Below are 13,667 nucleotides of genomic sequence, written 5' to 3' on the forward strand. Positions count from 1 at the left end.
CGGCTGGGATCGCCGCCCATCACGACTCCACGACCGATAGCGAGGTCGACAGCTGCGCCAGCTCGCCGACGATGAGCTCGGCAACCAGCGGCAGCTGATCGCCTTCCAGCATCTCCCAGTGACCGCACTGCACCGGCACCACCGACAGCCCGCCCCCGGCCCGCTCACGCCAGAAGCCCGCGGCCGCAGCGTATTCCGGCGTATCGGCCGTCCCCGTCACGGCCTGCATGAAGACCACCCTCGCCTGCGACACCGGCGGCAGATAGCTGCACCCGGTCCTCCGATTGTGGTTGTAGATGCGCAGATATCGCTCGATCTGCGCGTCATCGATACCCGGGTACATGCCGTTGAACCGGACCAGCTTCTCCCGAAACTCCGCGCCCTCAATGGGTTCGATCGCCGCGGGATCGGACAGGCCGTGTGTGTCGAGCAAGATCACACTCACCTGCGCATGCCCCTGCGACATCAGCATGCGGCCCATCTCATAGGCCACGAGGCCGCCGTAGGACAGCCCGCACAGCACCACCGACTCCGCCGGATCCGGATCGATCAGCCGCAGATACCGCTCGGCCATCGCCTCCACCGTTGGCAGCGGCGTCTGTCCCGGGTCGATCCCTGGCGACTGCAACCCCTGCACGGTCGTCGTTTCCGGCAGTGCCGCGGCAAGCGGCAGATAGCAGAAGGCGGTGCCGCCCGCCGGATGCACGCACACCACCCGCTGTCGTCCGGTGCCCGTGCGCAGGTCGATGACGGTGCTGTCCGGCGCGAGGTCGACCTCCGCGCGCAGATGCGCGGCGAACGCCTCGATCGTCGGATAGCGCATGAGGTCCTGCACCGGCACCGGCCGGTCGAACTCGGCGCCAATGGCATTGGCCACGCTGATCGCCGAAATCGACGTGCCGCCGACATCGAAGAAGTTGTCGGTGATCCCGATGGTGGGATGCACGAGCACGCGCCGCCAGATCCGATACAACGCCATCTCCACGTGCTCGCGCGGGCTGGTCGTATTCACGCGCGCCGCGTGTTCGGCCCGGATCCGCTCGAGCAGCGCGGGACGGTCCAGTTTCCCGCTGCGGTTCATCGGGAACGGATCGACCTCGGCGACGATGGCGGGAATCATGTAGTCCGGCAATCGATTCGACAGTGCTGTCCGCCATCCGTGCGAGGATCGGCCCGCTTGCGCCCCGGCGACGGCGGCGATCAGGCGCGGTTCCCCGTTCGGCGCGCGGTCGAGCAGCACCATCGCCTCGCGTCCGCCCGACACCGCGAGCAGCGCCGTCTCCACTTCCCTCGGCTCGATGCGGAAACCGCGCACCTTGACCTGATCGTCGCTGCGGCCGACGAATTCGGCGGTGCCGTCGTGGCGCCAGCGGGCCAGATCGCCGGTGCGATACATGCGCTCGCCGTCCGCCGTCGGATCGGCGACGAATCGTTCGGCGGTGAGGTCAGGTCGATTCAGATATCCCCGGGTCACCCCGGCCCCGGCGACATAAACCTCGCCGACCACCCCGGCTGGCACCGGCCGCAGCCGCTGATCGAAGACATACATGCGGGTGCCGGGCAGCGGGCGACCGACGGGGCACGGGCGTTGCCGCGGTTCGGGATCGATGTGGGCGGAGCTGTAGACCGTGGTCTCGGTCGCACCGTAGCCGTAGAGGACACGCAGGCCGGGCAGCACCTGCCGCAACCGCGCAAGCGCCATCTCCGAGAGCGCCTCGACGCCGGACTTCACCTGCCGCAACGCCGATCCGGCCAACCGGCGGTGCGGATCCTCGTCGATCCATCGGATGTACGCGGGTGGCAGGAAGGCCTGCTCGATGCGGTGCTCGCGCAGCCAGTCCAGCAGCTCCGCCGGATCGCCCCGCAACTGCTCGGGCACCACGTGCAGGATCCCGCCGGTGGTCAACGGCAGCAGCATCTCCTGCAGCGAGGCGTCGAAACCGATGCTCGACCACGCCGACGCGGGTACGCCAGGCAGCGCGCCGAACCGCTGCAGCCACTGGTCTAGGAGGTTGACCAGGCCGCGATGCGGCACCGCGATGCCTTTGGGCCTGCCCGTTGACCCCGAGGTGTAGATGACGTAGGCCAGATTCGCCGACGCGACCTCGACGGCGGGGTCGTCGTCACGGTCGGACTCCTGCTCGACCGCCGTCACCGCTAGCCACCCCGGCGGACGGGACTCGGCGTCACTGAGCACCAGTACGGGCTCGGCGTCGGCGACCATGGCGGCCAGCCGGTCCGGCGGCTGGGCGGGGTCGAGCGGCAGATAGGCCGCGCCCGCCTCGAAAATGGCGAGCATGCCGACGACCAGCGCGGCCGAGCGGCGCGCGTGCAGGCCGACCACCTGATCGCGGACGACGCCGCGGGCGATCAAGGCGTGCGCGAGACGGTGCACCCGCCGGCGCAGCGTGGCGTAATCGAGCTGTTCGGTTCCGCAGACGAGGGCGAGTTGGTCGGGGCGTTCATCCGCCCGATCCTCGAATCGGCGGACGACGCCACCCGGGCCGTAGGGCATCGTCTGCTCGCCGATGCTCCACTGCTCCAAGACAGTTCGCTGCTCATCCGCGTCGAGCAGTGCCAGGTCCGCGACCATGCGGTCGGGGTGTTCGAGCATCTGTTGCAGTATGCGCAGCAGATAGCGGACGTAGCGTTCGATCGTCGCGCGCTCGAAAAGTGCGGTGGCATATTCCATCTCGCCGACGAACCGGCCGTCCTCCTCCGCCAGTCCGAGTGCCAAATCGAATTTGACTGGGGCATCGTCGATGTCGAGTGGTTCGACCTCGACGCCTGGCAGAGTCAACAGCCCGCGCAGCGGGGGAAACTGTGTACACGCCGTCTGGAACAGCGGTGTGTGCGCCGGACTGCGCGGCGGGTTGATCAGCTCCACCACCTGTTCGAAGGGCAGGTCGACGTGTTTGAGCGCACTACGCAGAGTGCGATGGACCTGATCGAGAAGCGTTGCGGTAGTCGGCGATTCGGTCAGGATGAGACGCACCGCGACCGTGTTGACGAAGAACCCGATCGCATCCGACAGTCGGCCGCGCCCTCGGTTGGCCGTCGGCACCCCGATGACCAGGTCTGTCTGGCCGCTCAGCCGGGAAAGCAGCACCGACCACCCGGTCAGAATCGTGGCGTACACGGTGGTGCCGTGTGCATGGGCCAGCGCGCGCAGACCGGTGGTGAGGCGCTCGTCGAGCGTGAACCGCACCCGGTCACCGCGATGGTCTTGTTCGGGCGAGCGCGGCCGGTCGGTCGGTAACTCGAGCAGTGGCGGGGCGCCGGCCAGGGTGCGCGCCCAGTAGGCGGCCTGGACGGCGGGCTCGGCGCCGGCCAGCCACTGTCGCTGCCAACGGGCATGATCGGCGTACTGCTGTGGCAGCCGAGGCAGGTCGGCTTCGGCACCGTGCAGCATCGCCGCGTAGAGCGCACCGAGGTCGCGCAGCAGAATGGTCCGCGACGTGCCGTCATAGACGATGTGGTGCACCGTGATCAGCAGTACCCGATGATCCGGCGCCAGCACCGCGAGGTGGGCGCGGGCCAGCGGACCGTGCACCGGATCGAACGGTGCGCGGGCGTTGCGCACGCGCAGTTCGGCCAGACGCGTTGCGGCGTCGCGATATTCGGTCAGCTCCTCGATGTCGAGCGAGAAACCGATCTCGGGCGGGTCGATCACCTGGTGCACCGCAACGCCATTCGGAACAAGGCGGGTACGCAACGCCGCATGGCGGGCGGCCAGCGCGTCGAGTGCGCGGCCGAGGACATCGTGGTCAACCGGCCCCCGCAGCTCGAATGCCACCGCTTCGTTGTAGGCGACACTGGCCTGGCCGTTCTCCGTGAGGATCCACAGTCTCTGTTGCCCGAACGAGAGTGGAGCCTGCTCCACACCATGCCGTGTCACGATCGCCGCGCGTTGCGATGAGTTCATACGATCTCCAAACTCTTTCCAGCCGAGCCCGATTCGGGCCTCAGGCAAGCGCCAACCATCGTCGGGTGATCATCGAACCTGGATGCTCTCACGCCGAAAATAATTCCCGCGTCACATAAACATCAATTTCGTTGTAAGACAGGGTTTTCCTTGACGACAACGTTTGTTTACCGGCGTGCAGCACCTAACATGACCGTCCAGCAACACGTTCGATGACAGCGAGGTTCCGATGACCGAGGAAGCGACGACAGCGGACGCGACCAGCAGCGATCCAGACAACATGCACCGAATGCTGCGCGCGCTGGGGTTCGTGCGCCACCTCGACGGTGATCGCTTCGAGCTGACCGCTATGGGTACCGAATTGCGATCCTCGCCGCGAACCCTGGCCTACGCGGCACCGTGTTCGACACCGCGAGCGCGCTGCGCGCCAAAGCGCCCGCCTATCTGGCGGCGGCCATGACCGATATCCAGTTCATGATGCTCACCGGCCGGGAGCGCACGATCGAGGACTATCAGCGGCTGTTCGAGGCGGCCGGACTGAAACTCGGTGCCATAGATCCCATCCCACAGTCCCCGAACTATCTCGTAATCGAAGGCATGCCCGCCTGATACGACGATTGCGGTTCGACGGAACCATGACAGGCCGTGCCGTCGCGTTGGCCATAGGTACACATCGCGACCGCGGCCAGCAACGCGACGATCGGAGAACCATGAATCCCTATCGATCTCTGCCGGTTCGCGCATTCTGGCGGCCCGCCGTCGCCGAGCCCGACATATCCGCCATCGAGGAAGTCTGGGCACCGAAATTCGCACTCGGCCAAGATGATCCGATCATCACCGCCGGTTCCTGTTTCGCTGCCCGGCTCGGCTCTGCCCTGATCGAGCACGGAATGAACTGGTTCGATGCCGAACCGGCGCCCCCTGGACTGACCGCCGAGCAGCGCCGGACCGGCCACTACGGCGAATTCTCGTTCCGCACCGGCAATATCTACACCGCCGCCGTGCTGCGGCAGTGGCTGTCCTGGGCGTTCGAGCATTCGGTGCCGCCGCCGGATGCCTGGCAGGCCGACGGCCGGTTCTACGATCCGTACCGGCCCGCCGTTCAAGCCGACGGATACGCCTCAGCGCAGCAGATGCTCGACGCGCGGGCCACCACCCTCACCGCGATCCGCGCCGCGGTCACCACGGCCAGCTGCTTCATCATCACCCTCGGGCTGACCGAGACCTGGCGCGACGCTATCCACGACACCACCTATCCGGCCTGTCCTGGCACCGTGCGTGGCACCTTCGATCCGCAGCGACATGTCTTCCACAACAGCACTTTTGGCGAGGTGTACACCGATCTGACCGAGGCTGTCGCGCTGGCCCGCGCGGCAAATCCGGGGCTGCGGATACTGCTGACCGTATCGCCGCAACCGATCACCGCCACCGCGACCGGCGAGCACGTGCTCGTCGCCAACGCGCACACCAAATCCCTGCTCCGCGCGGTAACCGGGCAGGCCGCTCGGGAATGCGCCGACATCGACTATTTCCCGTCCTACGAGCTGATCACCGGCGCGCCGTTCCGCAGCGCGTTCTACGCGCCGAATCTGCGCGCGGTGACTCCGGCGGGCGTCGACTTCGTCATGGGCCATCTCCTGTCCGCCCTCACCGGCCGGGCCGTCGAACCACAGCTCACTCGAACCCGCGCAGAGCTGACGGGAGGAGACGTTTGTGACGACGCCGTACTCGACTACTACAGCCCCCGCTAGGTTTCTGCTGCTCGGGGATTCGCATGCCGGGCCGATCGGCCGGGCCGCGGCGGCCGCCCGAATTCCGTTCCTCGGCGGCCCGATCGGCGCCGGGCGCGAATTCACCGACGACTTCTTCGAACCCCGCGCCGACGATGTCGTCTTCGGCAAGCCCAAGGCCGAGCAGTACTACCGAAAGTTCCTCGACGAGCTGGGTATTGCCACACTCGGCGAGTTGACCGTGCCGTTGGTGACGACCTTCGGGTTCGCCGCGCATTTCGTGGCAACCACCGAGAACTGGGCGCTGTATCGGTTGCGCGACAACGCGTTCGAGCCAGAGTTCCTGGGCAGTGCGCTGTTCGACGCCATCGTCACGGCCGTGGTCCGCGACGCGCTCGCCTTCTACCGGCACACCAGCGCCCTCGGGCTGCGGGTGCTCGCGGTGCTGCCGCCGCAACGGGTGCCACCCTTGTCCGATCCGGCGGTATTCCTGGCCGCTCAGGAAACCATCCGCCGCGCGGTCGCCGCCCTCGGTATCGAGGTGGTCGACCTCCGCGCCCGCATCACCGACGCGAGCGGTTTCCAGCGCCGCGAGCTGTGCCAGGCCGACGACGAGATCCACGGCAACCTGGCGTGGGGCCGAATCGTGTTGCGCGAGTTACTGAACCGAGGACTGTAAACCCAACCATCCCCCATCAGGAGGAATCTGTGCAGCAGTACGAATTCGATGCCATCGAACGCATCACCACCAGACCCCCGAGGGACTACCGCACCATCGAGGTCGACACTCTGACCCCGATCATCGGCGCGCAGATCTCCGGTGTTGATCTGGCACAGGAACTTTCGGAGGAGCAGCTCCAGGAAGTCAAGACCGCGTTCCTCGATCATCATGTGCTGGTCTTCCGCGATCAGATCATCTCGGCCACCGATCACAAGCGCTTCGCCGGCTACTTCGGTGAGCTGCGGCCGGTGAATCCGCCGCCGCCCGAGGGTGATCCGTACATCCTGGAGATCGCCACCGACGTCAAGGCGGAGAATGTGGCCGGCAACGGCTGGCATGCCGACGGCACCGACAACCCCGAGCCCGCGCTCGGATCGATGCTCTATCTGACGCGCGTCCCGGAAACCGTCAGCGGCGGTGACACCATGTTCGCGAACATGCATCTTGCCTACGAGATGCTCTCACCGGCCATGCGCGAGTTTCTCGACGACCTGACCGCCATCCACGACGGACACGTCGCGTTGAAGGACTTCGTCGCACCGCCGGGTTATGTCATTCCGCGCAACGAACATCCGCTGGTGGTGCGGCATCCGGAGACCGACCGCAAGGTCCTCTACGTCAATCAGGGCTACACCGAGTCCATCCCGCAGCTCTCCCGTGAGGAGAGCCGGGCGGTACTGGACATGCTGTTCCGGATGGTGCCGGACCGGGCCCTGCTGAGTTGCCGCGTCCGCTGGTACCCGAACACCCTGGTGTTCTGGGACAACCGCTGCGTCCAGCATCACGCGACCTACGACTACTATCCGCATACCCGTTACGGCCAGCGGGTGGCGATCAATGGTGGTCCGCTGAAGGGTTGACGCCGGATCCGGGTGAGCCGGTCAGTGACAGTCCGCGCGCGCGAGGCTGTCGGACAGCCCGGCACCCACCCGGTTCCACATGGTCGACAATCGTGCCGCGTCGTCTCCGGCGCAGGCCAGGACGATGGCACGGATCCGGGCGAACGGGTAGGTCGCGGCGTAGGCGTGCACATCACCGGCCGCGAACGCGGCCGCGGTCGCCATGGCATTCGCGGCCGCATTCGCCTCGGCATAGACGCGGGCATTGGCATCGGTGTGCATTTCGGCATAACTGTCGCCGAACCGCGTTGCCTCCGCCTCGGCGTAACCGTGCGCTGTGGCATAGGAACTCGCGTCTGCCGACGCGGCGGTGTACGCCTGCGCATAGGGGTAGGCATGCCGGTAGATCTGCCGCAGCGCGGGTTCGAGCGCGCCAGCCCACTCGGTTTCGGCGATCGGCTCACCGGCCGATGCCCGAGTGTGCAACGTCCGCAATGCTTCCTGCGCTTGCGCCGACTCTGCCCACCGCGCGCTCGCCTCGATCAACATCGGACCGAGCGAGTGCGAGTGCCAGTCGTGCACCACCGAAAGGGTTTTCGTCCCAGTTGACCGTAGCAACTCCGCGTCGATCCGCCGTCGCCACTGCTGCGCCTCGGCGAAATCAAGTCCTTCGCAGACTATCTCGATCACATGGCGCAGCCAGTCATCAGCGGTCACGTATGCCACCTCCTCCGTAGGAGCCATTGATCATAGTGCTTATCAACGGTTTTCGACGTCGTCGGCGAAACTGTCACTCCGAGATCAGTCAGCTGTCATTCGGTGTGTAATCAGAACATCACATAAACATCACTTTTGTTGGGCGACATGGTGTTTGCCCAGCTTCCGGCCACCGATGCCGGATTCGGACCGACCAGCCGGAATCGGCTTTGATCACATAGCATGGGCCGACCATCACCACGTTCGACGACGGCGAGGTCAGGAATCTGCTCTGCGCTGACATCCGCACCACTGCAAGGAGATACGCGATGAACGGCAAGTTGCCCGTGGCCCTGACCGAGCTGGCGGTAAATCATGTCGAATTCTATGTGGACGATCTCACCGCAGAGACCGCGAAACTGGTTGATGGCTATGGGTTTACGGTGGCTGGAATAACCGATCCCGCACTTACCGCCGCGGATAGCGGTTCGGTGGAATTGCGCCAGGGCAGTATCGCCGTCGTGCTGACCGAGGGATATACCGGTCACCACCCGGCCACCGGATACGTCGCCGAGCACGGCAACGGTATCGCCGATATCGCGCTGGCCACCTCCGATGTCGACGCCGCGTTCGATGCCGCCGTCGCGCGCGGCGCCCGCCCGGTGCGGGAGCCTGCGGTGCGGCGCGACACCGGCACGGTGACCGCGAGTATCGGCACGTTCGGCGATGTGGTGCACACCTTCGTCCAGCGTGATCCGCACGGCGCACACCGCATGCCCCCGGGTCTGCGACCTGCCCCGACCTCCGGTCGCGCCGATGCGAACACCGGACTGTCGGCGCTGGATCATATTGCCGTGTGCGTGGAGTCCGGCCAACTCGAACCCACCGTCGAGTTCTACCGGCAGGTACTCGGTTTCCACGCGATCTACGAGGAGCGCGTCGTCATCGGCGAGCAGGCGATGCTGTCGACCGTGGTACAAAACGAGTCCGACACCGTGACTTTGGTGATCGTCGAGCCCGACGGCGCGACCGCACCGGGACAGATCAACGGCTTCCTGCGCGACCACGGCGGACCCGGCGTCCAGCATCTCGCGTTCAGCACCGACAACATCGTGGCTTCCGTTGCCGCACTGCGTGATCGCGGTGTTGCCTGCCTGAACACCCCGGCCACGTACTACACACTTCTGGTGGACCGCCTGGAGCTGGACACCTACACCGTGTCCGAATTGCAGGCGTTGGACATCCTGGTCGACGAGGATCACGATGGCCAGCTCTTCCAGATCTTCACCCGCTCCACGCACCCGCGCGGTACCTACTTCTCCGAGATCATCCAGCGCCGGGGAGCACGAACATTCGGTAGCGGCAACATCAAGGCGTTGTACACGGCCGTCGAACTCGACCACGCGAACCATGGCGCACCAGCCCTATGACCGCGATGGCCTCGATACATTCGATCGCCGACCTCGGGCGATCGGCCGAACAGCAACTGCCAGTGCACCTCTGGGACTTCATCGCGGGCGGCAGCGGCGATGAGCTGACGCTCGCGGCCAACCGAGCGGCCTTCGACGCAGTACACCTGGTGCCCCGCGTCCTTGTCGATGTCGCCGAACCGAACTGCGGCACAACGCTGTTCGGGCGCGAACTGACCATGCCGGTCGCCGTGGCACCCATGGCCTACCAGCGACTGCTGCACCCCGACGGCGAGCTGGCCACCGCACGCGCGGCCGCGGCAGCCGGAATCCCGTTCACCGTAACAACACTGAGCACCGTCGCGGTGGAGCAGATTACCGATACCGGCGCCGATACCTGGTTCCAGCTCTACTGGCTGCGTGATCGCGCCCTGATGCTCGATCTGGTGCACCGCGCGGAAAACGCCGGATGCTCGGCGTTGATACTCACCGTCGACGTACCGGAGATGGGACGCCGACTCCGTGACATCCGCAACGGCTTCGCCCTGCCCGCCGACATCAGAGCCGTCCAGCTGCCGGAGGCGGCCACTAGTCTGGCGCAGACCAGGTCAGCTGACGCCTCCGCGGTGGCAACACATACCAGCGAACTGTTCGATCCCGGGCTGAACTGGGCGAATCTGGAATGGCTTCGCGCGAACACCCGGCTGCCGATCGTGCTCAAGGGGCTGCTCGACCCACGCGACGCCGCACTGGCGGTTGAACACGGCGTCGATGCGATCGTCGTGTCCAATCACGGCGGCCGCCAACTCGACGGCGCGATCCCGAGCATCGACGCACTGCCCGACATCCGTGCGGCGGTGGGTGACCACTGCACTGTGTTGCTGGACAGCGGGATTCGCGGCGGGATCGATGTTCTGCGGGCGCTGGCACTCGGCGCCAGCGCGGTGCTGCTCGGCAGGCCGGTGCTGTGGGGGCTCGCCGTCGGCGCGGAGACCGGCGTCAGCGCGACGCTGTCGATGCTGCGGGCGGAGTTGCACACCGCGATGCGGCTCACCGGATGTCCCGATCTCGTCGCGGCGGCCGCGCTGAGACATGCCAAGCCGAGTCATGCCGAGAAGGGGGTGATGTCGCGATGACCGAACTCCGTCTCGACGACCTGCACCCGGCGTTGACCGATCCCTCGTTGGAAACGATGAACTTCCTCAACGAGATAGCCAATCGTTTCCCTGATGCCGTGTCCTTCGCGCCCGGGCGCCCCTTCGAGGGATTGTTCGAGATCGACGCTGTGCCACGCTATCTCGACACCTACTGCCGCTACCTGCGGGAGCGCCGCGGCTACTCCGAGGCACGGATTCGTCAGACGCTGTTCCAGTACGGGCGAACCAAAGGCATTGTGCACGAACTGATCACCGAGCAGCTGCGGCTGGATGAGGGTATCGACATCGATCCTGAGTCGATCGTCGTCACGGTCGGCTGCCAAGAGGCCATGGTCTTGGTACTGCGTGCGCTGCGCACCGACGAGCGGGACGTGGTGCTGGCGGTCTCGCCGACCTATGTCGGATTCACCGGCGCGGCACGGCTGGTCGATCTGCCGGTGCTACCGGTAGCCAGTGGCGAGCACGGTATCGATCTCGATGATCTGACCGCCCAGGTGAACGCAGCGAAACGGGCCGGTCTACGCCCGAGAGCGCTGTATCTGGTTCCCGATTTCTCCAATCCCAGTGGAATCAGCCTCGATCCGGCGACCCGCCGAGAACTGCTTGATCGCGCAGAGCAGATGGATCTGCTTGTGCTGGAAGACAATCCGTACGGCCTGTTCCACGCGACCGATGACGCGCACGTACCAACCCTCAAGGCATTGGATAGCCGGAACCAGGTTGTCTATCTCGGATCCTTTGCCAAGACAGGGCTTCCCGGCGCTCGGATAGGTTTCGTCGTCGCCGATCAGCCGGTGACCGATGGCGGGCAGCCCGCGGGGATATTCGCCGATCAGCTCGCCAAGATCAAGAGCATGCTCACGGTGAACACCTCACCGATCGCTCAGGCGATCATCGGCGGAAAACTGCTCGAACACGACTGCAGCATGATTCGGGCCAATGCGGCGGAAATCAAGGTATACCGCCGCAACCTGCACTACCTGCTCGACGGCTTGACTGCTCGGTTCGCCGATTCCCGGGTGCGCTGGAACATCCCGCGGGGCGGCTTTTTCGTGGTAATGGATGTCGGATTTCCGGTCGACGACGAACTCCTCGAGCGGTCCGCCGCGCACCACGGTGTGCTGTGGACGCCCATGTGCCACTTCTACGCTCGCGACGTGGCCCTCAACCAGTTGCGGTTGTCGTGCAGCTCGCTCACCCCGGAGCAGATCGATATCGGTCTGGACCGGCTGGCCGCCATGGTGCACGAGCAGACCTCGAACACTGTCACCGATGGGAAGGACTCCACTATGTCTTCGCCGAATGATCCTGATACGGCAAGCAGAGTACGCGGCATAATTTCCACGGTGCTGGAGATCGATGACGCCGGTATCGATGACGGCGCGGATCTGTATGACGACCTGGCCGCGAACTCGCTCGACAAAGCGGAAATACTGTTGAAGATCGAGAAGGAGTTCGACATCGAGCTCGATGTCGACCAGTCGGCGTCGATCATGAGCCTCGGCGACGCGACCCGCGTTGTGAACTCATTCGCCGGGGATCGGTAGCGATGTCGGCGTTGCGGGAAGTAGATCTTGTCGAATCCTTCGTCGGTAAGCATGTCGCTGCTGGCAATGGGGACCGAATTTCATACATCGATCCTGACATCGGACAGGTGACGTATCACCAGCTCTACTATGCGGCAGGAATGTTCGCCGCTCGGCTGACGGATCAGGGCATCCGTTCCGGGTCGCGATGTCTCGTGATCGCCGACGATTCGGCAGCAGCTATCGCCGCGATTGTCGGAATGTGGTGGTGTGGCTGTATTCCGGTGCCGATCAGCCCGTCCTTGACCGAGAAGGAAATAGGCTTCATTGCCGAGGACAGTGGCGCGGCAGGTACGTACCTCGACGTCCCGTCGGCGAAACGGGCAGGCCTCGCGACATTACTGTCGGAGATCGAACAGTTCGACAGCACGCTCGTTCTGGAGGACTTCGCAAAGGTACCCGAACTGGGGCAGGTGCCAGCCAGGACGCAATGGGTGTCGAGCCAGGAAGCGTTGGTGCAGTACACATCAGGGAGCACGGGCGTCGCGAAGGGAGTTCGCCATTCGGCCGCGGCATTGCTGGAAGTGTCGTCCGGGTTCGGACGGATTCTCGCGCTCACTCCGGCGGACACCGTGCTGTCGACGGCCAAACTGTCATTCGGCTACGGCTTCGGCAACTCGGTACTGCTGCCATTGCAGGCGGGTGCGTGCACGGTCCTTCTTCGTGGCGGCATCGACCCCTACGTCGTAGCGAGCGCCGTCCGCGCCCATCGGCCTACCGTGCTTTGTTCGGTGCCGCGGATCTACGCGTCATTGCCCCGCATCCTCGGCAATGGGGAGATGACCGATCACCGTTTGCGGATAGCCGTGACGGCTGGAGAGCGCTGCCCCGGGGAATTGATCGAATCGACCGAGCGGCTACTCGGCATCCCCGTTGTCAACGGCCTCGGCGCGACCGAGGCGCTGCACATCGTGATCGCCACCTCCGACCGTTCAGAACCCGGTACAACAGGTTTCGCGGTGCCCGGTGCGGTCGCTACGGTCCGCGACGATGACGGACAGGTGCTTGCGGACGGCATCGAGGGGCGATTGCACATCGCGGGGCCAACCGTTGCCGCAGGATATCTGAATCGGCCAGCGGCCGAACGGAAAACGTTCACCGATGGCGGCGTCTACACCGGCGATATCGCACTGATCTCCAGCGACGGCTCGGTCCACTATCTGGCCAGGACGGACGACATGCTGAATCTCGGCGGTCACAAGGTCGCACCCGCTGAAATAGAAAACGTCATACACGGTGTCCGTGACGTAGCCGACTGCGCCGTCGTTGCCAGTCTTACCGAGGACGGCCTCGATGAGGCAATCGCCTATGTCGTATCCAAGGACGCGGATGCCGCAGTAGTGCGCCACGCGGTGCTGGCCGCCATGCGCGCCGAATTGGCACCGTTCAAGCGCCCCAGCAGAATTGAGATGGTCGACGCACTACCGACCACCTCGACCGGAAAGCTCGCTCGATATCAACTCCGGACGATGGCGCGGTGAGGCCACCTCCGGGCCGGTACGCCGATATCACCCCTCCGAGTAAGTTCACATCGGTGTACCGGCCGGGAGTGCTGTTCCGCGAATAAGGCGACCGGCCGGGCCACACCCGGCGCGGACCGGCAA

10 protein-coding genes are annotated in these 13,667 nt (G+C 65.3%); 8 read left to right on the top strand and 2 right to left on the bottom strand.

Features of this window, described 5'->3' with window-relative positions:
* Positions 1-19: 19 nt before the first annotated feature.
* Entirely contained in the window at positions 20-3,925 is a 3,906-nt protein-coding gene (locus tag OG203_RS05735) for a non-ribosomal peptide synthetase (RefSeq protein WP_405164612.1), read from the bottom strand.
* A gap of 399 nt (positions 3,926-4,324) precedes the next feature.
* Here OG203_RS05735 and OG203_RS05740 point away from each other — a divergent pair, with 399 nt between their 5' ends.
* From OG203_RS05740 to OG203_RS05755, 4 genes are all read left to right on the top strand, one after another.
* Positions 4,325-4,534 (top strand): hypothetical protein, encoded by a 210-nt coding sequence (locus OG203_RS05740; RefSeq protein ID WP_405164613.1) that lies wholly within the window; start codon positions 4,325-4,327, stop codon positions 4,532-4,534.
* Between the two features lie 101 nt (positions 4,535-4,635).
* A complete protein-coding gene (locus tag OG203_RS05745; protein ID WP_405164614.1) occupies positions 4,636-5,676 on the top strand; it encodes a GSCFA domain-containing protein in 1,041 nt (346 codons plus the stop codon).
* Positions 5,639-6,334 carry a hypothetical protein gene (locus tag OG203_RS05750; RefSeq protein ID WP_405164615.1) on the top strand — a complete coding sequence of 232 codons (696 nt, stop codon included), beginning with the start codon at positions 5,639-5,641 and terminating at the stop codon, positions 6,332-6,334. The genes OG203_RS05745 and OG203_RS05750 overlap by 38 nt, the downstream gene beginning before the upstream one ends.
* 29 nt (positions 6,335-6,363) lie before the next feature.
* Entirely contained in the window at positions 6,364-7,236 is an 873-nt protein-coding gene (locus tag OG203_RS05755) for a TauD/TfdA dioxygenase family protein (RefSeq protein ID WP_405164616.1), read from the top strand.
* 21 nt (positions 7,237-7,257) lie between these two features.
* Here the strand turns inward: OG203_RS05755 and OG203_RS05760 are convergent, their stop codons facing one another.
* Entirely contained in the window at positions 7,258-7,932 is a 675-nt protein-coding gene (locus tag OG203_RS05760) for a hypothetical protein (protein ID WP_405164617.1), read from the bottom strand.
* 308 nt (positions 7,933-8,240) lie between these two features.
* On the opposite strand from OG203_RS05760, the gene hppD reads away from it, so the two are divergent.
* The 4 genes from hppD to OG203_RS05780 are packed head-to-tail and all read left to right on the top strand — an operon-like array spanning position 8,241 to position 13,544.
* Positions 8,241-9,341, top strand: coding sequence for a 4-hydroxyphenylpyruvate dioxygenase (gene hppD / locus OG203_RS05765; protein WP_405164618.1), 1,101 nt, complete (start codon positions 8,241-8,243; stop codon positions 9,339-9,341).
* A 5-nt stretch (positions 9,342-9,346) separates the two neighbouring features.
* Positions 9,347-10,456, top strand: a complete 1,110-nt coding sequence (locus tag OG203_RS05770; RefSeq protein ID WP_405164619.1) for an alpha-hydroxy acid oxidase — start codon at positions 9,347-9,349, stop codon at positions 10,454-10,456.
* On the top strand, positions 10,453-12,024 hold the full coding sequence (locus OG203_RS05775; protein WP_405164620.1) for an aminotransferase class I/II-fold pyridoxal phosphate-dependent enzyme: 1,572 nt from the start codon (positions 10,453-10,455) through the stop codon (positions 12,022-12,024). Before OG203_RS05770 ends, OG203_RS05775 begins: the two co-directional genes overlap by 4 nt.
* Before the next feature lie 2 nt (positions 12,025-12,026).
* Positions 12,027-13,544, top strand: coding sequence for an AMP-binding protein (locus OG203_RS05780; RefSeq protein ID WP_405164621.1), 1,518 nt, complete (start codon positions 12,027-12,029; stop codon positions 13,542-13,544).
* Positions 13,545-13,667: the final 123 nt, after the last annotated feature.

The sequence above is a fragment of the Nocardia sp. NBC_01499 genome, assembly GCF_045040275.1.
Lineage (GTDB): Bacteria > Actinomycetota > Actinomycetes > Mycobacteriales > Mycobacteriaceae > Nocardia.

Coding starts and splice junctions, on each gene's coding strand:
- OG203_RS05735 (WP_405164612.1), bottom strand. CDS start 3,925: ATGAACTCATCGCAACGCGCGGCGATCGTGACACGGCATGGTGTGGAG.
- OG203_RS05745 (WP_405164614.1), top strand. CDS start 4,636: ATGAATCCCTATCGATCTCTGCCGGTTCGCGCATTCTGGCGGCCCGCC.
- hppD (WP_405164618.1), top strand. CDS start 8,241: ATGAACGGCAAGTTGCCCGTGGCCCTGACCGAGCTGGCGGTAAATCAT.
- OG203_RS05770 (WP_405164619.1), top strand. CDS start 9,347: ATGGCCTCGATACATTCGATCGCCGACCTCGGGCGATCGGCCGAACAG.
- OG203_RS05775 (WP_405164620.1), top strand. CDS start 10,453: ATGACCGAACTCCGTCTCGACGACCTGCACCCGGCGTTGACCGATCCC.
- OG203_RS05780 (WP_405164621.1), top strand. CDS start 12,027: ATGTCGGCGTTGCGGGAAGTAGATCTTGTCGAATCCTTCGTCGGTAAG.